The organism is Clostridium sp. CM036 (genome assembly GCF_055081135.1).
On the sequence record NZ_CM143652.1, the window covers coordinates 2,788,174 to 2,814,369 of the forward strand.

23 protein-coding genes and 8 tRNA genes are annotated in these 26,196 nt (G+C 31.6%); 26 read left to right on the forward strand and 5 right to left on the reverse strand.

Features of this window, described 5'->3' with window-relative positions:
- The first annotated feature begins 49 nt into the window (after nucleotides 1–49).
- The 5 genes from ACWJKE_RS13080 (at nucleotide 50) to ACWJKE_RS13100 (ending at nucleotide 3,728) form a co-directional block, all read left to right on the forward strand.
- Nucleotides 50–1,381, forward strand: a complete 1,332-nt coding sequence (locus ACWJKE_RS13080; RefSeq protein ID WP_216302165.1) for a replicative DNA helicase — start codon at nucleotides 50–52, stop codon at nucleotides 1,379–1,381.
- A 345-nt stretch (nucleotides 1,382–1,726) separates the two neighbouring features.
- On the forward strand, nucleotides 1,727–2,782 hold the full coding sequence (locus ACWJKE_RS13085; protein WP_216302164.1) for a ParM/StbA family protein: 1,056 nt from the start codon (nucleotides 1,727–1,729) through the stop codon (nucleotides 2,780–2,782).
- 2 nt (nucleotides 2,783–2,784) lie between these two features.
- Nucleotides 2,785–3,162 carry a hypothetical protein gene (locus ACWJKE_RS13090; protein WP_216302163.1) on the forward strand — a complete coding sequence of 126 codons (378 nt, stop codon included), beginning with the start codon at nucleotides 2,785–2,787 and terminating at the stop codon, nucleotides 3,160–3,162.
- Between the two features lie 144 nt (nucleotides 3,163–3,306).
- Entirely contained in the window at nucleotides 3,307–3,633 is a 327-nt protein-coding gene (locus tag ACWJKE_RS13095; RefSeq protein ID WP_216302162.1) for a TM2 domain-containing protein, read from the forward strand.
- Between the two features lie 19 nt (nucleotides 3,634–3,652).
- Nucleotides 3,653–3,728: transfer RNA gene (locus ACWJKE_RS13100), tRNA-Thr, on the forward strand.
- 595 nt (nucleotides 3,729–4,323) lie between these two features.
- Here ACWJKE_RS13100 and ACWJKE_RS13105 read toward each other — a convergent pair.
- The gene (locus ACWJKE_RS13105) at nucleotides 4,324–4,482 is read right to left on the reverse strand and encodes a CopG family transcriptional regulator (protein WP_165411823.1); all 159 of its coding nucleotides are present in this window, start codon (nucleotides 4,480–4,482) and stop codon (nucleotides 4,324–4,326) included.
- A gap of 510 nt (nucleotides 4,483–4,992) precedes the next feature.
- On the opposite strand from ACWJKE_RS13105, the gene ACWJKE_RS13110 reads away from it, so the two are divergent.
- From ACWJKE_RS13110 to ACWJKE_RS13130, 5 genes are all read left to right on the forward strand, one after another.
- A complete protein-coding gene (locus ACWJKE_RS13110; RefSeq protein ID WP_462958867.1) occupies nucleotides 4,993–6,171 on the forward strand; it encodes a C40 family peptidase in 1,179 nt (392 codons plus the stop codon).
- A gap of 279 nt (nucleotides 6,172–6,450) precedes the next feature.
- Nucleotides 6,451–7,413, forward strand: coding sequence for a 3'-5' exoribonuclease YhaM family protein (locus tag ACWJKE_RS13115; RefSeq protein ID WP_462958868.1), 963 nt, complete (start codon nucleotides 6,451–6,453; stop codon nucleotides 7,411–7,413).
- Nucleotides 7,414–7,633: 220 nt separating this feature from the next.
- Entirely contained in the window at nucleotides 7,634–9,046 is a 1,413-nt protein-coding gene (locus tag ACWJKE_RS13120) for an NAD(P)/FAD-dependent oxidoreductase (protein ID WP_216302159.1), read from the forward strand.
- 139 nt (nucleotides 9,047–9,185) lie between these two features.
- The gene (locus ACWJKE_RS13125) at nucleotides 9,186–10,472 is read left to right on the forward strand and encodes an adenylosuccinate synthase (protein ID WP_216302158.1); all 1,287 of its coding nucleotides are present in this window, start codon (nucleotides 9,186–9,188) and stop codon (nucleotides 10,470–10,472) included.
- A gap of 203 nt (nucleotides 10,473–10,675) precedes the next feature.
- The gene (locus tag ACWJKE_RS13130) at nucleotides 10,676–10,861 is read left to right on the forward strand and encodes a DUF1858 domain-containing protein (RefSeq protein WP_216302157.1); all 186 of its coding nucleotides are present in this window, start codon (nucleotides 10,676–10,678) and stop codon (nucleotides 10,859–10,861) included.
- A gap of 57 nt (nucleotides 10,862–10,918) precedes the next feature.
- Here ACWJKE_RS13130 and ACWJKE_RS13135 read toward each other — a convergent pair whose 3' ends face one another.
- On the reverse strand, nucleotides 10,919–11,512 hold the full coding sequence (locus tag ACWJKE_RS13135; RefSeq protein ID WP_165411817.1) for an ECF transporter S component: 594 nt from the start codon (nucleotides 11,510–11,512) through the stop codon (nucleotides 10,919–10,921).
- Between the two features lie 282 nt (nucleotides 11,513–11,794).
- On the opposite strand from ACWJKE_RS13135, the gene ACWJKE_RS13140 reads away from it, so the two are divergent.
- A complete protein-coding gene (locus ACWJKE_RS13140; RefSeq protein ID WP_253198110.1) occupies nucleotides 11,795–12,544 on the forward strand; it encodes an acyl-[acyl-carrier-protein] thioesterase in 750 nt (249 codons plus the stop codon).
- 333 nt (nucleotides 12,545–12,877) lie between these two features.
- On the opposite strand, the gene ACWJKE_RS13145 is transcribed toward ACWJKE_RS13140, so the two are convergent.
- On the reverse strand, nucleotides 12,878–14,107 hold the full coding sequence (locus ACWJKE_RS13145; RefSeq protein WP_462958869.1) for a BaiN/RdsA family NAD(P)/FAD-dependent oxidoreductase: 1,230 nt from the start codon (nucleotides 14,105–14,107) through the stop codon (nucleotides 12,878–12,880).
- A gap of 337 nt (nucleotides 14,108–14,444) precedes the next feature.
- On the opposite strand from ACWJKE_RS13145, the gene ACWJKE_RS13150 reads away from it, so the two are divergent.
- The 13 genes from ACWJKE_RS13150 (at nucleotide 14,445) to ACWJKE_RS13210 (ending at nucleotide 22,469) form a co-directional block, all read left to right on the forward strand.
- A tRNA-Glu gene (locus tag ACWJKE_RS13150) sits at nucleotides 14,445–14,519 on the forward strand.
- A gap of 11 nt (nucleotides 14,520–14,530) precedes the next feature.
- A tRNA-Val gene (locus ACWJKE_RS13155) sits at nucleotides 14,531–14,606 on the forward strand.
- Nucleotides 14,607–14,611: 5 nt separating this feature from the next.
- A tRNA-Asp gene (locus ACWJKE_RS13160) sits at nucleotides 14,612–14,688 on the forward strand.
- A gap of 85 nt (nucleotides 14,689–14,773) precedes the next feature.
- Nucleotides 14,774–14,848 (forward strand) — tRNA-Glu (locus tag ACWJKE_RS13165).
- 13 nt (nucleotides 14,849–14,861) lie between these two features.
- Nucleotides 14,862–14,937, forward strand: a tRNA-Val gene (locus ACWJKE_RS13170).
- Nucleotides 14,938–14,942: 5 nt separating this feature from the next.
- A tRNA-Asp gene (locus ACWJKE_RS13175) sits at nucleotides 14,943–15,019 on the forward strand.
- Between the two features lie 5 nt (nucleotides 15,020–15,024).
- Nucleotides 15,025–15,099 (forward strand) — tRNA-Thr (locus ACWJKE_RS13180).
- Between the two features lie 299 nt (nucleotides 15,100–15,398).
- Nucleotides 15,399–16,226, forward strand: a complete 828-nt coding sequence (locus tag ACWJKE_RS13185) for an ABC transporter permease (RefSeq protein ID WP_216302155.1) — start codon at nucleotides 15,399–15,401, stop codon at nucleotides 16,224–16,226.
- A gap of 1 nt (nucleotide 16,227) precedes the next feature.
- Entirely contained in the window at nucleotides 16,228–17,013 is a 786-nt protein-coding gene (locus tag ACWJKE_RS13190; protein ID WP_165411814.1) for an ABC transporter permease, read from the forward strand.
- Nucleotides 17,014–17,068: 55 nt separating this feature from the next.
- Entirely contained in the window at nucleotides 17,069–18,103 is a 1,035-nt protein-coding gene (locus tag ACWJKE_RS13195) for an ABC transporter ATP-binding protein (RefSeq protein ID WP_216302154.1), read from the forward strand.
- A 45-nt stretch (nucleotides 18,104–18,148) separates the two neighbouring features.
- The gene (locus ACWJKE_RS13200) at nucleotides 18,149–19,201 is read left to right on the forward strand and encodes an ABC transporter substrate-binding protein (RefSeq protein WP_462958870.1); all 1,053 of its coding nucleotides are present in this window, start codon (nucleotides 18,149–18,151) and stop codon (nucleotides 19,199–19,201) included.
- Nucleotides 19,202–19,332: 131 nt separating this feature from the next.
- Entirely contained in the window at nucleotides 19,333–21,111 is a 1,779-nt protein-coding gene (locus tag ACWJKE_RS13205) for an adenine deaminase C-terminal domain-containing protein (RefSeq protein WP_220286219.1), read from the forward strand.
- Nucleotides 21,112–21,137: 26 nt separating this feature from the next.
- Nucleotides 21,138–22,469 (forward strand): amidohydrolase, encoded by a 1,332-nt coding sequence (locus tag ACWJKE_RS13210; protein WP_220286220.1) that lies wholly within the window; start codon nucleotides 21,138–21,140, stop codon nucleotides 22,467–22,469.
- Between the two features lie 169 nt (nucleotides 22,470–22,638).
- On the opposite strand, the gene ACWJKE_RS13215 is transcribed toward ACWJKE_RS13210, so the two are convergent.
- Nucleotides 22,639–23,619, reverse strand: a complete 981-nt coding sequence (locus ACWJKE_RS13215; RefSeq protein WP_216302150.1) for an ATP-binding protein — start codon at nucleotides 23,617–23,619, stop codon at nucleotides 22,639–22,641.
- Nucleotides 23,612–24,598, reverse strand: coding sequence for a DnaD domain protein (locus ACWJKE_RS13220; RefSeq protein WP_216302149.1), 987 nt, complete (start codon nucleotides 24,596–24,598; stop codon nucleotides 23,612–23,614). Before ACWJKE_RS13220 ends, ACWJKE_RS13215 begins: the two co-directional genes overlap by 8 nt.
- 211 nt (nucleotides 24,599–24,809) lie before the next feature.
- Here ACWJKE_RS13220 and ACWJKE_RS13225 point away from each other — a divergent pair, with 211 nt between their 5' ends.
- Both ACWJKE_RS13225 and ACWJKE_RS13230 read left to right on the forward strand, forming a co-directional pair.
- Complete coding sequence (locus tag ACWJKE_RS13225) at nucleotides 24,810–26,009, forward strand: M23 family metallopeptidase (protein ID WP_462958871.1); 1,200 nt, start codon at nucleotides 24,810–24,812, stop codon at nucleotides 26,007–26,009.
- A 61-nt stretch (nucleotides 26,010–26,070) separates the two neighbouring features.
- Complete coding sequence (locus ACWJKE_RS13230) at nucleotides 26,071–26,196, forward strand: hypothetical protein (RefSeq protein WP_258280600.1); 126 nt, start codon at nucleotides 26,071–26,073, stop codon at nucleotides 26,194–26,196.

The following is a 26,196-nucleotide window of genomic DNA, read 5'->3' on the forward strand; positions in this document are numbered from 1 at the left end:
GATGTATTTTTAGCAGGGCATAAAACATTACTTTAGGGGAGATAAAAAAATGGATACACCTCTTAGAAGTTTACCCTATAATTTAGAAGCAGAACAATCAGTTATTGGATCAATGCTTATAGATAAAACCGCGATATCACGAGTAGTAGAAGTTTTAAAAAGTGATGATTTTTACAGAGATTCCCATAAAGGTATATTTAGCGCTATTTTTGATTTATATCAAAAAGACACGCCTATTGACATGATTACTTTACTCGAGCATTTACGTTCTTCTGAAAAGTTAGAAGCATCAGGGGGAATTACTTATATTTCAGAGATAAGTAACTCAATACCCTCCACAGCTAATTTAAGTTCGTACATAAAGATTGTAGAAGATAAATCTACTTTAAGAAAACTTATTAGAGCTTCTACTGAGATTATGGAAAATTGTTATAATAAGCAAGATGATGTAGAAGCTGTAATGGATCTTGCAGAGCAAAAAGTATTTAACATATCACAGAAAAAAAATGCGGGTGACTTTGAACCAATGAACACGGTTCTAGAGCGAGGGTTCTTAGAAATAGAAAGAATATTTAATAATAAAGGGGAAACAACAGGAATATCTAGTGGGTTCCCAGAACTTGATGATAAAACCGCTGGATTTCAAAAGGGTGATATGATTCTTATCGCTGCAAGGCCGTCTATGGGCAAAACTACCTTTGCACTAAATTTAGCAGAGTATGCAGCTCTTAGGCAAGGGAAAAGTGTAGCTGTATTCTCCCTGGAAATGTCTAAGGAACAACTTTCTTATAAACTGCTTTGTTCAGAAGCAAATGTTGACATGTCAAAGCTCAGACATGGTGATTTGGAAGATAGGGACTGGGAAAACATAGCGAAAGCATCCGGACCGCTTGCTGCTGCTAAAATATTCATTGATGATACAGCAGGAACTTCTGTTATGGATATGCGTTCAAAATGTAGAAAATTAAAAATGGAGCATGGCATAGATCTGATAGTTATAGATTATCTTCAACTTATGACTGGTAGCAATACAGAAAGCAGACAGCAAGAAGTATCAGAAATATCAAGATCTATTAAAGCTCTTGCAAAGGAGATGCAGTGCCCTGTTATAGCATTATCACAGCTATCACGTGCTCCAGAGCAAAGAACTGACCATAGGCCTATGTTATCTGATCTTAGAGAGTCAGGGTCTATTGAGCAGGATGCTGACCTTGTTATGTTCTTATACAGAGATGAGTATTATAATGAGGAAACGGAAGATAAAAATGTAGCAGAGCTTATAATAGCAAAACAAAGAAATGGTCCTATAGGCACAGTAAAACTTGCATGGATAGGCCAATTCAGTAAATTTGCAAGACTTGATGTAATTCATAGAGAGTAAGAATACACTAAAGTAGATTTATCTATTAATCTAGATAAATTATGATAGGATAACAAAATTTATAAAATTTTGTTATCCTATTTTTATTTATGTATATATAGTGTGGGAGACGTTGATATGACTAGTGAGCTATTAAGGACATTTCTTTAATGTAGATATATATATGTTTACATTTGTAGATATATAAATATATATATCTATATATTTACAAGTATGTAGATAAACATCTATAAATAGGTTAATAAATATATTTATAAATATTTCATTACAAAAGAAGGATATTAATACATAATATAGAATATATACCGATAAGGAACAATTAGAAAAATTTAGGAGGGAAAATAAATGAACTTAACAGAGATATCAAAAAAATATCCTATATTAAAGAAAGCGTTAGAATCTGTACTAACTGTTGACATAGGAAATACATTTACAAAAACAAGTACCAATGTAACTTTTGCTAGTAGGGTGTCTGCCGTAAGCAAGCATGGTTCTAGGGCTACTGGAATAAGTAACATCACTTGGAATGGAAAGTTATACACCGTAGGTAATAAAGAAGGCAAGCTTAACATGGAATCTAACAAATACATGTCCGATCATTATAAGTTAAACCTGCTTAACGCTATTGCACTAAGTTTTAAGGGGGAAACTAAAATAAAGGTAAGACTCGCTGTGGGACTTCCCGCAGAATATTATATAGACCATAGTATTCCACTTAAAAATGAAATAAAGAAGATGGAAAAACAATCTATAACAATAAATAATATAACATATGATATAGAAATAATAGATGTACAAGTATTTAAACAAGGAGGTACATTAAGTGCTGAAACCATGGAAACATTTACTTATCCAATGTTATTACTTGACTTTGGTGGTGGTACTTTAGATGTATCTCATTGGAAATATGAGAAAGATGAATTTGGTAACAAGGTGCTTGGGATGACTAAGGCTAGTAGTTTTGCACAACATGGGTTTGAGCCAACAATAGAAGCATTACTCACTAAGTTCAACTCTGCTGACGGATCTGATGGTAATTATGATATATCAGATGCTATCGAATATTTAGAAGATGACGAACTACCTTTTGGGGAAGCAAATGTATTAAAAGACATTAAAGATTTAGTATTAAAACCATATGTGGAGAAAGCAATAAGTTCAATTAATAGCTCTTTTAAACCAAATACTTGTAAAGATATAAGAATAATAGGTGGACCTGCAAAGTTACTACTAGAATATTTACAAACAGAGTTCATAAAAACTGAGCCAAAGCTCATAGATAATAAAAACCCTCAATGTGCAAATTCTATACTGTTCGCTGAAAGATATAAAGAATTGCTAGTACTTGAATACTTAGATGGAAATAAAGAAGTTGCTGCAACTACAGTAGCAGGTCAATAATTATGGGAGCACTCCGTAAAACTGTATCATCAAATCTAGGAGAGGAAACAGATAAAGACTTAATTAATTATGTGAGCAATATGGAGAAGAAAGGTATTAATAATTCTAAACTTATAAAGCAGGCTCTGAGATTTTACAGGGACTACGGCAACAAAGTTAAGAAGCTAGATACAGTAGATATTGCAAATATTTTAGATAACCCTGAAGTTAAAAATTATATAGGTAATATAGTTGGAGAGCTTTTTAAAGGTGCTATGCCAAATTCAATTCCACAAATTAACGATGAAGTTATTGTCAAAAAATCAAATGAGAGGGATATAGATTCTGTTGAAAGTGAGTATATGAAAAAACTTAATTGTGTGAAAGATATGTCGTTATAGCTTGGAGTGGCGTTTTCGTCACTCCTTTTTACTTTAAGAATCATAATTATTTTAAAAACACTTAGCCCATACATATAGTAAAATGATACCATATATGATAAAATATAAGAAAGGCATTCAAAATAAGCTAAAAAGGGTGATCTAATGTTCTGTCCTAGTTGTGGATCTCAAAACGAAGATAGCTCTAATTTTTGTAAAATATGTGGGATTAATTTATTAATTCAACCTAATACGACTGGTGAACGGATTATTAGTGAAAAAAACTGGTTAGTTGCTTTATTGCTGTGTATTTTTGTTGGGGCATTTGGTATTCATAGATTTTATGTAGGTAAAATAGGTACGGGAATTTTAATGATTTTAACCTTTGGTGGTTTTGGAATATGGGTGTTAGTTGATATTATTTTGATTGCTACTAATTCATTTAAAGATATAAATGGGTTGCAACTAAATAAAAACATGTATAGGTATTAGTTTAAATTGTTTTGTATATGCTGAAATAGCTCAGTTGGTAGAGTAACGCACTCGTAACGCGTAGGTCGAGGGTTCGATCCCCTTTTTCAGCTCCAAGTTTGTAATATGGAAACAAATATTTTTTAGCACTGGCATAACTGCTGGTGCTTTTTTGTACGTTCAGCAGAGCAAAAGTAGACAGACGGTGAGTTATAAAGTGGCATAGTATGAATAGAAATATAGTAAAACGTAGCTTGGGGGTAAAGAAATCTATCTCCAGGCTTTTATATTTAACGGATTGATTAATATTACATATATTGGGTAATAATACTGATAGACAGAACAAATAAGAGGAAACAATCGTGTTTTATTAGCACTAGAAGTGTAATTATATATAAGGTGAGGTTGAATATAAATGAAAAAGATAAAAGTGAAAGTTGGAGTAGATAAAAGTAAATTAATAAAAGGTAACAAACGAATTGTTGCTTGTGGCAAGAACTTTTAACGATATTTCAGAAGAAAATTCTCATATTCCCATAAATGGGAGTTGATTACCATGACAAAGAGAAAACTTCAGCGGGAGTATAAATTTACTTCTGAAGTCGTTAATGCAGCTCCTTCGGAGCTGTTGAAGCACCGAGGATTATAATTTAAAAGGATAGTAAAAAAGTAGTTGAGAGTTATATCTTAACTACTTTTTTAGTGTAGCATTTATTTCAGAATACTTTCAAGGAGGAGTCTTATTCCTTCACTTTTATTTATATTACTTGCCTTGCAAAAACTTTTTAGGGCATTTGATAGTTCTTCACTTATTCTCACATGAATCAATTCACTTTTAGAATTTTCAATTTTCTTTCTTCCTCTGGGCATAATTATCACCTCGCAAGATTCGTGTTACATAAAATAAGCTCATAGATGCTAAATAGAATGTTGTAACACAATAATAATTATAATACATTTTAACAAATATTACCACGTAATTGAATTGAGAAATATAAAGATTATTTGTATAATTATATCCTCGTTTTATTTGATTTAATAAGTGGAATACAGGTAAAAGTCATGAAAATCAGTGGTTTTTTATAAATTATATGTATATAAAAAATTATTACTTTCTGTTACAATGGTATTGTACAAAAAAAAGGAAAAATTTGTGACATTGGTATTAGTCTTAAATTAAAGGGGAAGATTGATGTAAAAATATGAATAGTACTAGTTATAATAAGTAGACAAGCTAAATTCTCAAAATATTTCCTGGAAAATATTGCAGAGACTAAAAATGCAAGTAAAACTCTAGGAGAAAAAAATAAAACATTTACATTAGAAATAATTTACATATTTCGATAATTCATATTCATTTAAAATATAGGAGGTAAGCATATGAAAAAAAGAGTAGCTTTTATAGCAATGTTATTAACTATGGCGGGTTCACATGTTGTGTTCGCTGATAATGGAACGGTGACTGCAAGTTCATTATATGTCAGGCAAAAATCATCAATTTCATCATCAATTATATCTTCTCTTGCGAGAAATGCGAAGGTAGAGACACTTGGTAAAGAAGGGGAATTCTATAAAATAAATTATAAAGGACAAACTGGATATGTACATAGCTCATATATAAAAATATCGGCAAATACGTCTGGTTCTACGAGTACAACAAATGGAGCGGGGACGTCAGGAACAGTAACAACAGATTATTTAAATGTAAGAACAGGATTCGGGATAAATTATTCTGTTGCTAATGTTATTACACGCGGAACTAAAGTGACAATGTATGAAAAATCAAATGGTTTTTGTAAGATAAATTATGGTGGCAAAACAGGTTATGTAAGTGAGCAATATGTGAAAGCTACAACAGCACAGGATTCAAACACAGATAGTACAAGCAGTGTGATTACTGGAATTGGTAATATTACAGCATCAAGTTTAAATGTAAGAAAAACGGCGTCTATGGGTAATAATATCATGGGCACAATAAAAATAAATGCAAAAGTGGATTTGTATGGAACACAAAATGATTTTTATAAAATCAAGTATAATGGACAATGGGGATATATAGCTAAAACATACGTAAGCCTAGGTAATGACACTCCAAGTAGAGGTGATGTCATAGAAAATGACTCAAATGGACAACAAGGTACTGCAACAAAAAACATAGAGAGTTTAATCTCGCAGTTAAACACGTTTTTAGGAATGCCATACTTATGGGGTGGTACAACACCAGCGAAGTTTAATTCTAATGGCAAATATGTAAGTGGGGGTTTTGATTGTTCAGGTCTTATACAATATGCTTATAAAAACATAGGTATAAATTTACCTAGAACGACTATGGACCAAATAAATATAGGTACCTCAGTTAATATAAATAGTCTCCAAAAAGGTGATTTAGTATTCTTTAGGACAAATCCAGCATCGCCTTCCCAAGCATCTCACGGGGGAATATATATTGGTAATAATAAATTTGTACAATCTCCCAAAACTGGTGATGTTGTAAAAATATCTGAATTAACTGGATATTATAAAAGTAATTTTATAATAGGAAAAAGAGTAGTAAAATAAGTATATTTAATATAAACCAGGAATAATTAATATAAAAAATGAATGTATGATTTTTATTAAATCATACATTCATTTTTTATATCCAATTTATCATAATTAAAAAAGAATTAAAAATATTTCTTAACTTAAGGATTTCTAAATTTTACAAACAATATTGATGTATAATTAAAAGGTATATTAAAGTTATGTAATTTAATTGATTGACATAGAGATATTAAGCACTTGTATCGGCATAATGTATTAGATATAATAAGTTTATTACAATATAAGGAGATAAATATGGAAATGAAGAAGATAAGTGGAATGAAGAAAGGTGATAGGATTGAAGGTTTTTATGTTATAAAATCTGTAGATAGCAAGGTTTCCAACAACAGTAACACAAATAAATATTTGGATTTTAATTTAGGGGATGCCACCGGTGATATAAATGCAAAACTTTGGGAATGGAATGAAAAATTAGAAAATACATTTAAACAAAGCTTCTTAGTGAAAATTAAGGGCACGGTAAATGAGTGGAGAGGAAAGCTTCAATTAAAAGTTGAAGCGATAAGACTAACTGAGGAAAAAGATGGAGTAAGCATTTGTGATTATGTTGCAGTGGCACCGTATTCACCAGAAAAAATGTATGATGATATTTTAAATTATTTATCTAAAATCAAAAATATAGATATTCAAAATATAGTTACCAATATTTTAGGGCATAATGAGGAAAAGCTAATGCATTATCCAGCTGCTAAGTCTAACCATCACTCTATAAGATCGGGTCTGTTATATCACACAACCACCATGCTTAAGGCAGGAGAAAAATTAAGCGAAATTTACACCTTTCTAAATACGGATTTGCTATATGCAGGTATAATACTTCATGATATTGGCAAAATATATGAAATGAATGCTAGTGAACTTGGAATTGTAAGCGAGTATTCAGTAGAGGGTCAACTTTTAGGTCATATAGTTCAAGGAATTAAAATGATAGAAACGGCGAGTCTTGAGGTTAAAGCAGATACTGAAGTATCTATGTTGTTACAGCATATGGTGCTAGCTCATCATTATGAAGCAGAATATGGGAGCCCTAAAAAACCTATGATACCAGAAGCGGAAATGCTACATCATTTAGATATAATGGATGCAAGAATGTATGATATGAATAAGGCTTTAGGGGATACAAAGGAAGGCAAATTTTCAGAAAGAATAAGGTCTCTAGATAATATAAATGTTTATAAAAGTTTTGTTAATAAATAGTCTTAAGGAAAATTATTTAACAGAAAAATACAGTTATTCAATATGGGTAAGTGTATTTTTTATTTTAGATAAACAATGTATATACGAACTATTACTTAAAATAATTTATTAATATTCGCACTTTATATTGACTGGTTTATACTGCTCTGATATCATTAAGTAGTATGGTAACCATTAATAGTTTTTATTTCCTACAGAGTAATACAAGGAGGAATATGAAATGAAAAATTTTTATGATGTAGTTATTGTAGGAGCTGGACCAGCGGGCATATTTACGGCACTAGAAATTTCTAATAAAAAACCCGAACTTAGTGTACTTATAGTTGATAAGGGAAGAAATATAGAAAAAAGAAAATGTCCAGCTAGAGACACAGGAAAGTGTGTTAAATGTAATCCTTGTGGGATAACGTTTGGTTGGGCAGGTGCTGGAGCTTTTTCAGATGGTAAGCTTTCTCTAAGCCCTGAGGTGGGGGGAAGACTTCTTGAATATTTTTCTGAAGACGATTCAAAAAAATTAATAAAGTATTGCGATGATATATATATAAAATTTGGAGCAAATGAGAAGGTATATGGGATTAATAGTGACAAAGTTGACGAAGTTAAATATGAAGCAAGTAAGCACAATATTCGTCTTGTTGAATGTCCAGTAAGGCATTTAGGAACAGAACTTGCCTATGAAGTTTTAAAATCTATGTACCATCATTTAGTTGATAATACAAATACAGAATTTATAGAACTTAGTGAAGTGGAAGAAATATTAATAGAAGATAATAAGGCTACTGGAGTATTATTAAAGAATAAAGATGGTGTGTTTAAGGTTAATGCAAAGTATGTTGTAGCGGCGCCGGGTAGAGGTGGAGCGGAATGGGCTTCAAATGAAGCTAAAAAACATAATATTAAGGTTACTAATAATGCAGTAGATATTGGAGTAAGAGTTGAGGTACCTAATTCTGTTATGGATCATCTAACAAAGGACTTATATGAAGCAAAATTAGTATATTATTCTGATACATTTGATAACAAGGTTAGGACCTTTTGCATGAACCCGGGGGGAGTAGTGTCAGCGGAATATTATGATGGCAACACGATTGCAGTTGTAAATGGTCATAGTTACTCCGACCAAAAGCTTAGAACAACTAATACAAATTTTGCGATGCTTGTATCTACTACTTTCACTGAGCCATTTAATCAACCTATAGGTTATGGAAAATATATAGCTCAGCTAGGTAATATGTTAACTGGTGGAGGGATAATGGTTCAAAGACTCGGGGATTTACTAAAAGGAAGAAGAACAGATTATGACAGATTAGGTAAATCAACTACGACGCCTACTTTAAAATCAGCAGTACCAGGTGACTTAAGCTTTGTATTACCACAAAGGCACTTAACGTCTATTGTGGAAGCATTAAAGGCTTTTGACAAGATAGCACCAGGTTTATATAGCAAAAACACATTGCTATATGGAGTTGAGGTGAAGTTTTATTCTAGTAAGATTAGTACAGATGATAAGTTTGAAACATCTGTTAGAAATTTATATACAATAGGGGATGGAGCGGGAATAACTAGAGGTCTAATGCAAGCATCTACAACAGGAGTTGTAGTAGCAAGAGACATAGCTCAGAAAGAAGACTAAGAATTTAATCTAAATAATTGGTTATATGAATATTAAAAGTGTATAATTCAACATGAAGTAAACATAGAAGACAATAAAAGTTCTTAACGGTAGTAGTTAAGAAATTTTATTGTGAACTGAAAGAAAGCGAGGAATTTATATGTCAGCATTTATAGTTTTAGGAGCCCAATGGGGAGATGAAGGTAAAGGTAAGATGACAGATTATCTTGCTGAGGGAGCTAACGTAGTAGTCAGGTTCCAAGGTGGAAACAATGCAGGTCATACAGTAGTTGTAGGAGAAAAGGAATATAAACTTCACTTAATACCATCAGGAATATTATATAAAGATAAATTGAATGTAATAGGTAATGGCGTGGTTGTAGACCCAGAAGCGTTATTTACAGAAATTGACTACTTAGAAGCACTAGGCGAAAAAATAACTCCAGAAAGATTAATAATTAGTGATAGGTCACAGGTTATAATGCCATATCATAAAGAGTTAGATAATTTATATGAAATAGCTAGAGGTAAAAATGACATCGGAACTACAAAAAAAGGTATAGGACCTTGTTACACTGACAAGTTTGAAAGAAGTGGAATCAGAGTTTGTGACTTAATGAAAAAAGATGTTTTTAAAGAGAAGCTTAAAATTAGTTTATCAATGAAAAATGATATAATAACAAAAGTTTTGGGTGGAAAAGCTTTAGATTTTGATAAAATATATACGGAGTACCTAGAGTATGCAGAAAGAATGAGACCTTTTGTAAAAGATATATCAGTTAAAGTTTACGATTCAATAAAGTCTGGAAAAAATGTTTTATTTGAAGGAGCACAAGGAACGTTGCTTGATATAGATTATGGTTCATATCCTTTTGTAACCTCATCAAACACTATTGCAGGTGGAGTTTGTGTTGGGGCAGGAATAGGACCTACTATGATAACAAATGCTGTAGGAGTAGCGAAAGCTTATACTACAAGAGTAGGAAAAGGACCATTCCCAACAGAGCTTGATGATGAAGTAGGAGACTGGATTCGCGAAAAAGGTTTTGAATTTGGAGTAACAACAGGTAGAGCAAGAAGATGTGGATGGCTTGACCTTGTTATATTAAAAACTGCAGCAAGAGTTTCGGGACTTACTAGCTTTGCTGTAACTAAAATAGATACCTTAGCAGGACTTGAAAAAATTAAAATTTGTGTAGGATATAAATTTGAAGGTAGTGTTATAGATTATTTCCCAGCAAGTTTAGAGGATTTAGCTAAATGCGTGCCAGTATATGAAGAGTTTGATGGTTGGGATGAAAAGATAGCTGATGCAAGAAGCTATGAAGAACTTCCTGAAAATGCAAAAATATACTTAAAGAAAATTGAAGAATTTACAGGAGTTAAAGTTTCCATAGTTTCAGTAGGACCTAAAAGAGATCAAACAATGGTGTTAACTGAAATATAGCATATAGACATGCATATTATACAAAAGATATTTTTTTTATATGTATGGTTTTTATATTATAGGGAATTATAATTATTGTAGGAAATATATATTAAGGTATACAAGTGCATACTATAGATTAAAAAAGTGCGTACTAGTAAAATTTAAGCATATAAAATATAATGAGAATTAGGGTTAAATTAACATAAAGTGAGGTATATAATATGAAAATTACTAAAGATATGACAATAGGTGAAGTTGTAAGACAAAATCCAGAATCAGTTGAAGTATTAATGAGCTTTGGAATGGGTTGTGTAGGATGTCCTTCAGCGCAAGCTGAAACATTAGAAGAAGCAGCAATGGTTCATGGTCTTAATTTGGAAGAATTAATGACTGCATTAAATGCATAAAAAAATTAAGACACTTAGCATTTGCTAAGTGTCTTGTTTTTTTATTTTTTTATCTTTTTATCTTTTCTTTATTTTCTTAATGGCGAGGATAACAGGTATTGTAATTACAGTAGCTATGATGGCCTCTGGAACACCATTTATTATACCTATACCATAAATAGTCTTTGCAGCAATAGATGGATCTATGCCCTTAGAAGCAGCGAATTTAGCCGCATAAAAAACATATATCATAGTAAGAACCCCAAAAGTGTTAGTTAGCGAACCAACAACGGTCGCGAGTCCAATCCTTAGGCTATCATTTTTAACGTGGATTAGTTTATAAACATAGTAAGAAGTAAGACCAATAAGAACCCTTGGTAATACAGATACTAAAGGATTTATAAAAGCAAAAGAGAGTAAATTGGGAGTTGTTATGTTTTGCATAATACTAAACATCCCAAATATTAAACCAATAGTCATTCCTACCATAGGGCCACCTATTATTGATCCTATAATAACGGGAATGTGCATGATAGTAGCTTTGGCACCAGGAAGTGGAATAAAGCCATATCCAGTTAAACCAAGTACGATGCAAATAGCTGATAGCATACCAATAGTTGTAAGTTCACTTGTTTTTATTCTTCTAAGTTTAATAGAATTATTATTAATCATGTGTTCCCCCCGCTCTTATTCCATAAGGATATAAGTCGTCCTATTCATAATCCTTATTTATAGTTCAGTTTCATAATGAATACTGACAACAATATTTTAACACTATTTTGATAATAATTACATAGATAAATAAAAATTTAACAAACTTTATGTTAATACTATACAGTTAATGTTTACTGTGTTGGTTTAGTTTGGTATTATTTTAAGTATGAAGAAAACTAAGAAGCGTAGAAATTAATAGTTATTATATTATGTACTCATGAGAAATATAGGAGGGGTATTATGGGCAAAATGCCAGAGGTTACAGATAGAGATTATAATATTCATTATTATGAAGTAGATATTCATAAAAGAGCTTTGATGACAAGCATTATAGATTATCTTGGTGATATGGCAATGTATCAAAGTGAAGTGCTTGGAGTTGGCATAGAACATCTTAAAGAGAATAAATCAGCTTGGGTGTTATATAAATGGGACATAACAATGGAGTCGTATCCTTTATTAAATGAAACTATAAAGATTAGAACTTTTGCACATTCTTTCAATAAATTTTATGCATACAGGAAATATGAAATTATTGATATGAAAGGGAATAAAATAGGACATGCGAGTTCTGTGTGGATTTTAATAAATACAGACAGAAGAAGACCAATAAGGATTACGAAAGATATGTATGAGGCTTATGGTATAGATGATAGCAATAATACACCCATAGACATTGAGGATATAGTACCAATAACTACAGTGCATAGCGAGAAAAACTTTCAAGTTAGGTATAGTGATATTGACACGAATATGCACGTAAATAATGTTAAATATGTTGCTTGGGCTTTAGAAACAGTTCCTAAGGATATAGTATTAAACTACGAACTAAGGAATATTAAGGTAACTTACATCAAGGAAACAACATACGGAGAGACCATAAAGGTAAGCACGCAGGTTATAAGAGAAGAAGATAAGATAATATGTAGACATAAAATTATAAATGAAGAGGGAACTGAGCTGACTCTCTTAGAAAGTACTTGGATATAAGAAAATCGTTAATCACAAGTAGTTTTTGTATTATTCGACATACCTCTTAGATACATCTTAGTATGTACGATATAGTATGAAATTTCTCTGGACGTGAATTGAAATAAGAAGTGCAGAAACATTGAAAGTTGATTTAGAAATTCTTGTTTTGTAAATATAAAATTCTCGTGAGACTTCCTGGAAGGAAGGCCAGCAAACCGGCAGTATGCCGAATGTGAGCATTAGAGCATTTTACATTTACAAAATATTAGAATCTCTTAATCAACTTTCACGTTTCAAACTCTTATTTCAATTCACGCAGGAGAAACTTCATGCTGATCGCACTCTTATTTTTTATTTGGAGGCGTTGATGCCGGCAATAGCACCAGAACTCCATGCCCATTGAAGGTTAAAACCACCGCAATCGCCATCTACATCTAATATTTCTCCCGCAAAGAATAAATTCTTAGTAATATTAGATTCTAGGGTTTCGGGATTAATTTCTTTTGTATTAATGCCTCCTGCAGTTATCTGAGCATTTGCAAAAGAATTAGTACCTGAAACATCAAATTGATATCGCTTTAGCAAAGTATATAGAGCATTTTTTTCGTTTGAGGCCAAATCGCAACAAGGCTTATGAATGTCATCTATATTTGCTTCTTTTAAAATTATTGGAATGATCTTCTTGTTGATTATTCCGATGAATGAATCATGAACGCAGCGACTTGGGAATACTGACCAATGATTATTTAAAAATGCTTTTAGATCTTCGTAGCTAATATTTGGTAGCATATCAATACTTAAAGAAACCTTGCTATTTTTAGATAAACCATAAGATGCAGTTCTACTAAGCTGAAGAATAGGAGGACCAGAAATGCCGTAATCTGTGAAAAGTATTTCTCCGAATTCCTTATGAACATATTTATCGTTTATAAATATTTCCGCAAAGCCATCAAACTTTACTCCAGATAGAGCCTTTAGTTTATTATAGTTTAATTTAAGCTGTACAAGGGCTGGTACAGGAGAGATTATACTATGACCTAATTGCCTAGCCAATGAATATCCGGAACCGTCAGAACCCGTTTTAGGAGCTGATTTACCACCGGTCGCAATAATCAACCTTTCACATTCATATGTAGAATTATCTGTGCTATAAACTTTAAAACCCTTATTTGTTTTAATAATCTCCTTAGCTTTGGTATTTGTATATAGTGGAATTTTTTTTTCGTCTATAGCAAAGCGTAGTATATCAAGTACTGATGAGGCTTGCAATGACATAGGAAACATTTTACCACCATCTTTTGTAACTAAAGGTATTCCTAAACACTCGAAAAAATTTATAGTATCCTTTATGGTAAAAGAATCTAGCGTATAACCTGCGAAATTTGGATTTTCACTGTGATATCTATCATTATTTATATGTACATTACTGATATTACACCTACCGTTACCGGTAGTTAGTATTTTTTTACCTACTCTGTCGGTTCCTTCAATTATTGCTACATCTATACCAAAATCTTTTGCTATTAAAGCAGAGGTTAAACCAGAGGCACCTCCGCCAATTATTATAAGAGAATGTTTCAAGAAAATCTCTCCTTTCGAGAAAAAATATTTTTAGATTATAAAGTGGTTACATATAATCTTACCCTAAAATCAGTAGGATGAAAATGAATTTTTATTTTGTTTTATAAGTAACCATAGAATTTGTTTGTGATTGTTTAGTAAAAGTAGTTATTTTCAAAAAAACATAAAAAAAATTCTATAAGGGGAACCGTTGATTTAACTGGATTTGAGTGTTTTGCGAAAAAAAATAATAAAAAGAATAAGAAAATATGTTGACACTTTAAGAAAAATTAGGTATTATAGTTTATGTCGGGTTGCAAGACGTAAGCCCATAATAAATAAAGTGACAAATTAGTATGGCTCCTTGGTCAAGCGGTTAAGACACCACCCTTTCACGGTGGTAACAGGGGTTCAATTCCCCTAGGAGTCACCATAAACATACATGGGAGCATAGCTCAGCTGGGAGAGCATCTGCCTTACAAGCAGAGGGTCACAGGTTCGAACCCTGTTGTTCCCACCATATATGGCTCAATAGCTCAGTTGGTTAGAGTGCCGCCCTGTCACGGCGGAGGTCGAGGGTCCGAGTCCCTTTTGAGTCGCCATTTTTACTAAACTGTTATAGTTTAATAAAAGAACATCTAATTTATAAGTTTGATTCTTATCAAAAGAATCATTGAAAAATAATAAGGCTCCTTGGTCAAGCGGTTAAGACACCACCCTTTCACGGTGGTAACAGGGGTTCAATTCCCCTAGGAGTCACCATTAAAACATATATGGGAGCATAGCTCAGCTGGGAGAGCATCTGCCTTACAAGCAGAGGGTCACAGGTTCGAACCCTGTTGTTCCCACCATATATGGCTCAATAGCTCAGTTGGTTAGAGTGCCGCCCTGTCACGGCGGAGGTCGAGGGTTCGAATCCCTTTTGAGTCGCCATTTTTGCTGGCATGGCTCAACGGTAGAGCAGCTGACTTGTAATCAGCAGGTTGTAGGTTCAATTCCTATTGCCAGCTCCAAAAAAGTCCTAAACATTTGTTTAGGACTTTTTTTACGTCCAGCATATTTGATGGAAAATTAAGATTCAAAATGTATTTAGAGTGATTTGATTTTTTGTCTTGAAAAAATAAAAATATTGACAACATTCGATCGTTATAGTAGCATAAACACATATAATAAGCAATTAAAATAAATTAATGTTCGTATTTTCTGGACGAATATCAATATTTTGCCACATTATTGGTTTTGTGAAATAAATATAAATTATATATACCGAACAAAAATATCATTAAGATAAAATTTTAGGAGAGTTAAACCTATGAAGAAAAAATGGACTTACGTATTATTTGTACCGTGTTTAATATTACTAGCTTATTTTCTTATAGTACCTTTAGTTAGTACTATAATTCCTACTTTTAGTATTAATGGAAGCTTTAGTTTAGATCATTATTTAAATTTCTTTGGAGATAAGTATACGCTGCAGATATTTTATAGAACATTAAGAATTGCTTTAATATCATCTGCAATATGCGTGGTTATTGGAGTTCCAACAGCATATTTTGTGTCTAGAACCTCAAAGAAGATTAGAGGGTTATTCATGGCATTAACCATATTCCCTATTCTTACAAATTCAATTGTTCGTTCTTTTGCTTGGATGAGTATTTTAGGTAAAAATGGAGTTATAAATAAAGTGTTACTTAGCTTAGGCGTTATTAATGAATCTTTAACTATGATGTATACTGAAGGCGCAATCATAGTTGGTACAGTTTATTTATTTTCACCGCTAATGATTATTTCTTTAGTAGGAGTTTTAGAAAATATAGATAATGACTTATTAGAAGCAGCGGAAAGTTTAGGAGCTAATAAAGTGAAGGCCTTCTTTAAGGTTATATTCCCACTGAGTTTACCGGGATTAATAGTTGGAACAGTCCTTGTATTTACAGGAGCACTTACTGCTTATACTACACCACAGTTATTAGGTGGTAATAAAAATACAGTGTTAGCCACATTAATTTATCAAGAAGCGATGACCTTAAGTGACTGGCAAGCGGCGTCTGTTGTTGCAACAATAATGATAGTTACAACATTATTGGTTATAAAAGGAATAAACTTATTAGCGTCTAGATTAGATAAGAGGGGATTATAACATGAAAGGCAAAAAAAGCAAATTACTTACTATATTCGTAGCATTAGTATATATATTTTTACTAGCACCATTAGTAATTATAGCGTTAACAAGTATAGGAACAGAAAGTTATATTGCATTCCCACCAAAGGGGTTTAGCATTAAGTGGTATGCAAATGTATTTCAATCAGATATGTTTATGAATACAATGTTTGTAAGTTTTTTAGTATCCTGTGGGTCTACAGTATTAGCACTGTTAATTGGAATACCGGCAGCTTACGGATTAAGCAGATTTGATTTCAAAGGAAAGGGTGTTTTAAAGAGTTTTTTCTTTTCACCATTAATAATACCAGGAGTGGTTGTTGGTTTTGCATTATTTCAGTTTTTAGTAATAAAATTAGAATTTTCAGTATACATGAGTTTATTTATAGGTCATACATTGGTAATAGTACCTTACATAATTAGAGTTGTTGGTTCAAGTTTAGAGGTATTTGATTATTCAATAGAAGAGGCTGCAATGAGTCTTGGCTATACAAAAATAAATACTTTTTTTAAGGTAGTTATGCCAAATATAACTTCAGGAATTATAGCAGCGGTTATGTTAGCATTTATAAACTCCTTTAACAATGTGCCTGTATCAATATTTTTAACAGGGCCAGGAGTAAGTACTTTGCCAATTAGTATGATGAGTTATGTAGAGTATAACTATGATCCAACCGTATCAGCATTATCAGTTATATTAATGTTAATAACAATTGGAATAATGTTTATAGTAGAAAAAACTTTAGGATTAGATAGTCTTTCTTAGGCGAAATATGTTCGTAATAGGCCTTAAATAATGCTAATAAACGTGGGGGTAACACATGAATTTAATAAACTTGAAAAATATAGCAGTATCATATGATGGAAAAGACAATATATTACAAAATTTTAATTTAAGCATTAAAAAAGGGGAGCTTGTATCTCTTTTAGGACCTAGTGGATGTGGTAAAACTACAACATTAAGAGTAATTGCTGGATTTATAGAGCCAAACAATGGAACGTTTATGCTAGGAGGCAAGGATTATACAAAAATACCTGTTCATAATAGAAATTTCGGATTAGTATTTCAAAGCTACGCATTATTTCCGCACTTAACAGTAGAAGAAAATGTAGCATTTGGTTTAAAAATGAAGAAGATATCAAGGGATGAAATAAAGAAAAAGGTAAAAGATATATTAGAAGTAGTAGATATGAATCAATATGCTAAAAGATATCCAAAGGAGCTTTCGGGAGGACAAAGACAGAGAGTTGCAACAGCTAGAGCGTTAGTAATAGAGCCAAGTCTATTACTTTTAGATGAACCTTTAAGCAACTTAGATGCGAAGCTTAGATTGAAGATGAGAGTTGAAATAAGAAAGCTTCAACAAAGCTTAGGCATTACTACTTTATTTGTTACCCATGACCAAGAGGAGTGTTTCTCTATATCAGATAAAGTGGCGGTAATGAACAAAGGTGTAATAGAGCAATTTGATACTCCAGAAAATATTTACTCAAATCCTTCCACAGAGTTTGTTGCTAGATTTGTCGGATTTGAAAACTTTATAGATTTAACAAAGGTAGAAGATGGATTATATGAAAGTAATAAAGGATTAAAGTTTAGTGTGGAAAATCCTAAAATAGACAAGGCAGAAGTTAAAGGTACAATAAGACCAGATGATATAGTTATAGCATCAATAGAAGCGTCAAATACTATAGAGGGAACTGTAGAAATAAGAACATTCTTAGGGAAATCATATCAGTATAATGTAAATACCACTGTGGGAAATTTAGTTGTAAATAGCCAAAATGATGTAGTTTATTCTCAAGGAGATAAAATAAATCTTTACTTACCTGAAAATAAAATAGTATTAGTATAAGCTGAAATGGATATTATTAATTTGAGCAAATTAGGAGGAATGGATATGTTAAAAAAATATTTGGTAGTAACGGTAGCGTTAGGATTGCTAGCAACTGTATTTGTTGGATGTAGTGGTGGATCTTCAGCCTCGGGTAAAAAAAAGAAACTTGTAATTTCAACTTTTGGGTTAAATGAAGACAAGCTAACAGAAAATGTACTTAAACCTTTCGAAGAAAAGCATGGAGTTAAAATAGTATTAGAAACAGGTAATAACTCTGATAGATTAACAAAACTTAAAAACAACCCAAAGTCAACAGTAGACTTAATATACTTAGCTGAGAGCTATGCTGAGCAAGGAATAAAGGCAGGGGTATTTGAAAAGCTTGACTACAGTAAAATTCCTAATAGTGAAAATGTAGTAGATAAGGGCAAAGGAACAATAAAAGATGGATTTGGACCAGCATATGCATTAAACAGCATAGGAATAGCTGTTAATCCAAAGGAAGTAGAGTTTGAAATAACTTCTTGGGAAGATTTATGGAAGCCTGAACTAAAGGGTAAAATAGCTATACCAGATATAACAACAACCTTTGGTCCAGCTATGCTTTATATAGCAGCAGAAAAAGCAGGAGTAGATGTATCTAAAGACAAGGGTGTAGCTGCATTTAAAGAATTACAAAAATTAAAGCCTAATGTAGTTAAAACTTATAGTAAATCTTCAGACCTATCTAATATGTTTGCTAGTGGAGAAATAACAGTAGCGGTAACAGCTGACTTTGCTTATGAAATGATTACTAATGCATCACCAGAAATAAAGCTTATAACTCCAGAGTCAGGAAGATATTTAAACCTTAATTCAATAAACATAAATAAGAATTCAGATAATAAAGATTTAGCTTATGAGTTTATAAATTATGTTTTAAGTGAAGAGATTCAATATAAAGGTGCTAAGAATTTAAGTGAATCACCAGTAAATAAAAAGGTTTCTTTGACTGAAGAGGAAAGTAAAAATTTAACCTATGGACCAACAGTAAAAAATGCTAAAACTATAGATTATAAAGTGGTTAATCCATTAATGAGTGAATGGATAGATACTTGGAATAGAATTATGAACTAATTATATAGATTAAATAAATAACTAGTCAAAATCTTTATGATTGAGACTAGTTATTTTTTAAATTCAGGTATAAAAGTAAAAAATAAGCCTGCATAATTTGAATAGATAAATATATATTAAAGAGGTGTATTATGGAAGTTGAATTAATAGTTAAAAATATCAGAGTGTATAATAGTTATTTTAAGAAATTCATTAATGCAGATGTAGCAATAATGGATGAAAAATTTATATATATAGGCAAAGAATATGAAGGTAAATTAAGTGGTAAAGAAGTTGTAGATGGACATGGGAATTATATGATCCCTGGCCTTATTGACATTCATATGCATATAGAGAGTTCGATGACTATTCCCAGTGAGTTTTCTAAGGCTGTTATACCACATGGAGTAACTACGGTGGTGGCTGATCCACATGAGATTGCTAATGTTTTTGGTGTGGAGGGGATAATAGCTTTTATAAGTAAAGAGGAAAAAATAGATATATTTTATGGAATACCAAGCTCAGTACCATCAACATCAAAGGAGTTTGAAACCACAGGGGGATTTATAAGTGATAAAGAAGTTGGTGAGCTTTTAGCATACCCGAAGGTTATTTGTTTAGGAGAGGTAATGAATTTTAAGGATTTAATAGAAGAGGATGATTCTAATATAAATAGGATTATAAATCTAATCAAGAGAGAAAAGAATAATTTTCCAATAGAAGGTCATTGTCCTAAGATTGAAGGGTTAGATTTAGCTATGTACATATATAGGGGGGTGGATGGAGATCATACTCAGCAGAGTTTAAAATCTATAGAAGAAAAAATAAGTGGTGGAATGTTTTTAGAAATACAAGAGAAATCTATGAGTCAAGAAAATATGAATTATTTAAGGGATAATAATTTATATGAGCACTTTTGTTTGGTTACAGATGATGTAATGGCTGACGAGCTAACAAGTGGACATTTAAATAAATTAGTGAAGAAAGCTATGGATATGGGAATTAGTGAAGAAAACGCTATATATGTATCTACATATACTCCTGCTAGAAGAATGGGACTTTTAGATAGAGGAGTTATTGCCCCAGGAAAGATGGCAGACTTTATATTATTAGAAGATGTTAAAGAGTTTAAGATACACTCGGTATATAAAAATGGAAAAGTGATATATAATAAGGAAGAGTGTGAAGGGAATAGTTATTCGCAAATAAATTCAAAAGAAGGTATAAACATAAAAGAAACTGTAAAGGTGAAAGAAAATAAAAAAGAAGGATTTCCTAGGAAATTTTATAATAGCATAAAGTTAAATTCTTTAAATGAAGAGGATTTTAAGGTGGAAACTCCTATATTAAATGGAGAACTTATTTGTAGAACAATGAAGGTGGAGCAAGATACAACATTCACTGAAGAGGGAGAAGTTATAATTAAATCATTAAATGGGGAACTTCAATGGGAAATAAAGGGTTGTGCATTGATAGTAGTCTTTGAAAGATACGGAAAAACTAAGGGTAAAGCATTTGGGATAGTAGATGGTAATATAATAAAAGAAGGAGCTGTGGCTACTACTTGGGCCCATGACCATCATAATCTTATGGTCATGGGAAGAAATGTTAAGGATATGATAGCGGCAGCTAATGAAGTTATAAACTGCAAAGGTGGATATGCGGTGGCAAATAAAGGTCACATTCTAGGTTCAGCACCATTACCAATTGGTGGAATAGTAAGTGATGTTCCTATAGAGGTTTTAGCATCGCAGTTAAAAGAAATAAGAAACGCTATGAAGGAATTGGGATATGACCATAAGAATGAAATAATGTCATTTAGTACATTATCACTACCAGTTAGTCCAGCTTTAAAGATAACTGATAAAGGATTAATAGATGTTAAAAAACAGGAGATTGTTTCATTGTTTAAAGAAAGTAGTGAAAGATAAAATAAAAAAATTGGCGGTATTAGCATATGAAAAAAGGAATAGAAGATAATAGAATTTTAATAAAGAATGTAAATATAATTACTATGAATAAGGATAAAGAAGTTATAGAAAATGGTACGCTCGTAATAGAGGGAGATGAAATAAAGGCAGTTGGTGGAGCTGATTTAGAAAATAAGTTTCAAGGATATAACATAATAGATGGTGAAGATGGAATATTAATGCCAGGAATGATTAATTGTCATTGCCACGGTTCTATGGTTCCGTTTAGAAGCTTAGCGGATGACTGCAAGGATAGATTAAAAAGATATTTATTCCCATTAGAGAATATGTTGGTGAATAAGGAATTGGTTTATATTGGAGCGAAATATGCAGTGGCGGAAATGTTGCTTGGTGGAGTAACTACCTATTGTGATATGTATTACTTTGAAGATGAAGTGGCAAAGGCAACATCAGAGTTAAATATGAGGGGAATACTATGTAATAGTATTATAAATTTCCAAGCACCAGATGCTGAGGAACCCTTTGGTGGATTAGATTACTCTATAGAATTTATTGAAAAATGGAAGGGGCATGAATTAATAACACCAGGAATAGCACCCCATGCACCCTATACCAATAGTGATGAAAGTTTAAAAATGGCCTATGAAATATCTAAAAAATATGAGGTGCCTTTTACTATGCATTTAGCAGAAATGGACTTCGAATTTGAAAAATATAAGGAAGAATTAGGGCTAACCCCAGTGGAGTATGTAGAAAGCTTAGGAATACTGGATTCTAACTTTATAGCAGCACATGCTGTAACTTTAGAGGAACAAGACATAGATATACTTAAAAAGCATAATGTTAAGGTAAGTCATAATATAGGGGCAAATGCTAAAGGAGCAAAGGGAGTGGCTCCCATATTAAAAATGAGAGAAAAAGGTATAGATGTAGGACTAGGAAGTGATGGTCCAATGAGCGGAAACACCATGGACATAATCACCCAAATGAGTCTAGTTGGAAAAATACAAAAATTATATAATAACGATAGAAGCTTATTCCCCGCAGTGGAATTAGTAGAAATGGCAACAATGGGAGGATCAAAGGTATTAGGTTTAGAAAATAAAGTGGGATCCATTGAAGTCGGTAAAAAAGCTGATATAACATTAATAGAAACTAAATCAGTAAATATGCAACCAATATATGATTACTATTCAGCGGTGGTATATTCAGCTAATGCAGGGAATGTGGATACGGTAATAGTTAATGGGAAGATTGTAGTTAGAAATAAGGAATTGGTTTCTGGGAACTTTAAGGAGATAAGAAGGGAGCTTTTAAAATTGAAGGACAAGATTGAGAAGGTAGCTGGAAAATTATAAATGAATAATATTCTTATATGATTCATTTATATATCAAAATAGAAGATAAAGAAATATGATAGCAAAAGCACATAGTACTTAAAATGCATTTGAGGGTCTTAGAAGTAATTCATGAGGACAAACGCATTTATAGTAATATGTGCTTTTTATTAATGTGCATATTTTTATATTATTTTGATTTACTCAAATTTTTCTTAATTCTTATGTCGTCTCCAAAGAATTTGCAAAGTGTAAAATTTCCAATTAATCTAGAGGTTATTCTCTCAGTATAGGTATTTAATAAATTTTCAAGAGTTAAATTAGTAGATACTAGCATTTTTTTTTGTTTTAATAATTTGGTATTAAGTAGATTGAACATTTCTGTTTTAGTAAAATCTGAAATTTGCTCAGTTCCCAAATCGTCTATAATAAGTAAATCACAATTTATTAGTAGTTCCTCTAAAGAGGTGTCGCCATTAAATCGAATTTCTTTTAAAGCCTTTATCAATTGTTCGGCTGTTCTATATACTACAAAAGAACCTTTGTCGAGTAATTCCTTTGTAATGCAATGAGACAGAAAGGTTTTTCCTGTACCAGAACTTCCATAGAATAATAAATTTTCATCAGTGGTATTGAAATTCTTTAAAAAGCTCATAGACCTAGATAAAATCTTTTCAATGTTCTTTTTAGGAGATTCTGATTCAAGTTCACTTTTTCTAGAAGGATAGTAGTCTAATTTGAAATTATCAAAGTTATTGGTATTTAACATACCTTGAAGTTCAGAACTAGTATAATAAACATCTATAACCTTTTGCTTAAAGCAAGGGCATTTAGTATTTCCAATAAAACCTGTATCGCGACATTTTGTGCATCTATAATGCAAATTCAAGTATTCCATATCAAAACCATTAGAGACTAATAGCTCAGATTTTTTCATTCTTAGATCTATTATTTTTTCTTTCAAAGAATGTAAATATTCATCTCTATTGTTGATACTTTTCAAAGCACTAATGGATAATTCTATACATAGCTTACCTATTTTGTGATCTAGTTCAATAATCTCAGGGTGAGTCTTTTCTATGTGAACTTTTCTTTTTCTAAAGTCAGCCTCTTCTTCTTGCCTTATTCGATCATATATAGCTAATATTTTGGTTTGATATCCTTTAATCATTATTATCCCATCCTAGTAATTTTTTTTCTAGTTCATCAAAGTTATAAGCTCTTTGTTCATAATCATTGAAACTTCCCTTAGCAGGCTTTCCACCGGCAGTAGTTTTTTTATTAGTAACTAAACGTTTTTTATCTTTTTTCTCTATATCCTCTAAAGAGTTTATGCCGTCTTTAAACCAACTATTTAGAATCCCATCGATATATTTAAAATCAGCGCGGCTAAGCCTATCAAAACAAATATCGCAAGCTTTATATATAATTTCTAGAGAAAATTTATAAACATTTATCCATTTATCTAATATTTGTTCTTGAGGTTTCATTATTTCTGGAGCTTTTATTCCTAGGTAATTTAAGATTTTTCTGATGTTTATCCATTTATCCTCATGTTTTTTTATATAGGATTGAGCACCTTCAATATTTTGAATATTAGCATCATGCCATGCAATTGCAATGGTTTCAATGTATCTATAGTCAACTTTACCTTTTGATACACAATATTGAATTAATAAAAGGATTAGTTCTGGGGGGAAATTATAATCTTTTTGCCAACTTAGGTACATGGTCATTTCTTTCGGTGAAAGAGGTTTGGCTAATAGTTTTTCAATATCTTGGAGCATACCTTTTATTGAAGAATTGGTTAATTCCTCAAGCAAATTTATGTTTTGGATATTGTCACTTGGAACATCTAATAAATCCAAGAATTCAACATTAAAGTTACCCATATTATCAATGGGGGTCATTTTAATTAGGTTCTCATCATTCCAATAGTTCCAAGCATTTACAACATCTGTTTCTAGAAGTCCAAGCGTATTTGCTATAACTGAAGAGGTAGCACCTATTTCTCCAGTTGTACAATATTTTAGCCCAAGAAGATAAACTTTAACAAATTCTCCTCTAGCTCTAGGCATAAACTTATCTATAAAGATATTACTCACAGGAGTATATTTATAGTTTTCATTCTTAAACATGAAAGTACTCATAAAGTCACTACCTTTCTTTTAAAATTATAGAAATATAATTTTAAAATACAAAATTGCTGGTTATTTATATAATGTATTAATCTATAGGGATTTTATTATTCAACATATAGTATACCATACAGTGAAAGATACAAATAAAAAAGATGTTTCAAGAATGTATATTATTTGTAATAAAAGGTAATATTAAGTAAGTATTACGGGAGGTAGAATATTGAATGCTCTAAAACGAAATAAAATGAATATAGGTGTGGTAATTATAACACTTATGATTACCGCTACTATGGTGTATTTAAATGTATATAGGTTTTATGGTTATAAAGTTTGTATAGGGAGCAGTACCATAACATTTGTAAAAAATAAGAATGAATTTAATAAAACATATAAGGAATTGCAATCCGAAATTAAATCCAAATATGGGAATGTAATTACAATAAAAGGTTTAACTTTAGGTAAAGTAAAGGTAAATGATGATGCTATGTTTATAAGTGGAGATAGCCTTAAAAAAGTAATGTTAAAAAAATCCAATGTAGTAGTGGACGTATTTTTAATGAAATCAGATAATAGAAAAATGGCATATGTAACAAATGAAAATCAAGGGAAAGAAATTTTGAACTCTGTAAAAGATTATTATTCTGAGGGTTCGAAGCTAAATAGCATAATAAAAACAGATATAGAGAATAAAATTAGTTATGAACCGGTTAAGGTTAAAACAGGAAACTTATATGAAAATAATGAAATTATTAAGGAATTAATTAAATATAACAATAAAGCACAAGTTCCATTAATTACAGTAAAGATAGTAGGAAATATAATTAAAGAACAAGCGATATACCCTACTACAATTATAAAATCTTCAAGTAAACTAATGAATGGTGTTAAAAAGGTAGGTCGTGAAGGTAGTGATGGAATGAAAAAGGTTACTACCGAAGTAATAGCCATTAACAATAATATCATATCTGAAAAGGTCTTAAAAGAAGATACTATAACGCCAGCGCAAAGCAAAGAAATATTGGTAGGAACTAATAACCCAATAACACCTCGATTGGAAGCTATAAATAGTCCATCAAGAGGTAGTATAAGTTCAAGATTTGGTGCGCGCTGGGGAAAAATGCATAAAGGAGTTGATATAGCAGCGAGTTTTGGTGCAACAATAAGTGCGGCATTAGATGGTAGTGTCACTTATGCAGCTTGGCAGGATGGGTATGGTAATGTGATAAAAATCAACCATGGCGGAGGAATAGAAACTACATATGCACATTGTAGTGTCATTACTGTAAAAGAAGGTGAAGTAGTTAAGGGTGGTATGAAAATAGGAGAAGTAGGAAGTACCGGGAATAGCACAGGACCTCATCTGCATTTTGAGGTAAGAGAGAAGGGTGAGCCTAAAAATCCTCAAAAATACATTAAATAAAAATAAATATATGAATAAAATTGTACTAAAAGTAAAAAATACTTTATGAAGGAGTGATTTTATGCCATATAAAGAAATGAAGACACCAGCAAAAGAAAAAGATAATAAGCCTAAAAAACCACAGACTATAGAAGCATCTGATATGAAGAAGGCAAAACGCAAATCAGCAATAAGAGCTGAAGAATAA

Coding starts and splice junctions, on each gene's coding strand:
- ACWJKE_RS13080 (WP_216302165.1), top strand. CDS start 50: ATGGATACACCTCTTAGAAGTTTACCCTATAATTTAGAAGCAGAACAA.
- ACWJKE_RS13085 (WP_216302164.1), top strand. CDS start 1,727: ATGAACTTAACAGAGATATCAAAAAAATATCCTATATTAAAGAAAGCG.
- ACWJKE_RS13090 (WP_216302163.1), top strand. CDS start 2,785: ATGGGAGCACTCCGTAAAACTGTATCATCAAATCTAGGAGAGGAAACA.
- ACWJKE_RS13095 (WP_216302162.1), top strand. CDS start 3,307: ATGTTCTGTCCTAGTTGTGGATCTCAAAACGAAGATAGCTCTAATTTT.
- ACWJKE_RS13105 (WP_165411823.1), bottom strand. CDS start 4,482: ATGCCCAGAGGAAGAAAGAAAATTGAAAATTCTAAAAGTGAATTGATT.
- ACWJKE_RS13110 (WP_462958867.1), top strand. CDS start 4,993: ATGAAAAAAAGAGTAGCTTTTATAGCAATGTTATTAACTATGGCGGGT.
- ACWJKE_RS13115 (WP_462958868.1), top strand. CDS start 6,451: ATGGAAATGAAGAAGATAAGTGGAATGAAGAAAGGTGATAGGATTGAA.
- ACWJKE_RS13120 (WP_216302159.1), top strand. CDS start 7,634: ATGAAAAATTTTTATGATGTAGTTATTGTAGGAGCTGGACCAGCGGGC.
- ACWJKE_RS13125 (WP_216302158.1), top strand. CDS start 9,186: ATGTCAGCATTTATAGTTTTAGGAGCCCAATGGGGAGATGAAGGTAAA.
- ACWJKE_RS13130 (WP_216302157.1), top strand. CDS start 10,676: ATGAAAATTACTAAAGATATGACAATAGGTGAAGTTGTAAGACAAAAT.
- ACWJKE_RS13135 (WP_165411817.1), bottom strand. CDS start 11,512: ATGATTAATAATAATTCTATTAAACTTAGAAGAATAAAAACAAGTGAA.
- ACWJKE_RS13140 (WP_253198110.1), top strand. CDS start 11,795: ATGGGCAAAATGCCAGAGGTTACAGATAGAGATTATAATATTCATTAT.
- ACWJKE_RS13185 (WP_216302155.1), top strand. CDS start 15,399: ATGAAGAAAAAATGGACTTACGTATTATTTGTACCGTGTTTAATATTA.
- ACWJKE_RS13190 (WP_165411814.1), top strand. CDS start 16,228: ATGAAAGGCAAAAAAAGCAAATTACTTACTATATTCGTAGCATTAGTA.
- ACWJKE_RS13195 (WP_216302154.1), top strand. CDS start 17,069: ATGAATTTAATAAACTTGAAAAATATAGCAGTATCATATGATGGAAAA.
- ACWJKE_RS13200 (WP_462958870.1), top strand. CDS start 18,149: ATGTTAAAAAAATATTTGGTAGTAACGGTAGCGTTAGGATTGCTAGCA.
- ACWJKE_RS13205 (WP_220286219.1), top strand. CDS start 19,333: ATGGAAGTTGAATTAATAGTTAAAAATATCAGAGTGTATAATAGTTAT.
- ACWJKE_RS13210 (WP_220286220.1), top strand. CDS start 21,138: ATGAAAAAAGGAATAGAAGATAATAGAATTTTAATAAAGAATGTAAAT.
- ACWJKE_RS13215 (WP_216302150.1), bottom strand. CDS start 23,619: ATGATTAAAGGATATCAAACCAAAATATTAGCTATATATGATCGAATA.
- ACWJKE_RS13220 (WP_216302149.1), bottom strand. CDS start 24,598: ATGAGTACTTTCATGTTTAAGAATGAAAACTATAAATATACTCCTGTG.
- ACWJKE_RS13230 (WP_258280600.1), top strand. CDS start 26,071: ATGCCATATAAAGAAATGAAGACACCAGCAAAAGAAAAAGATAATAAG.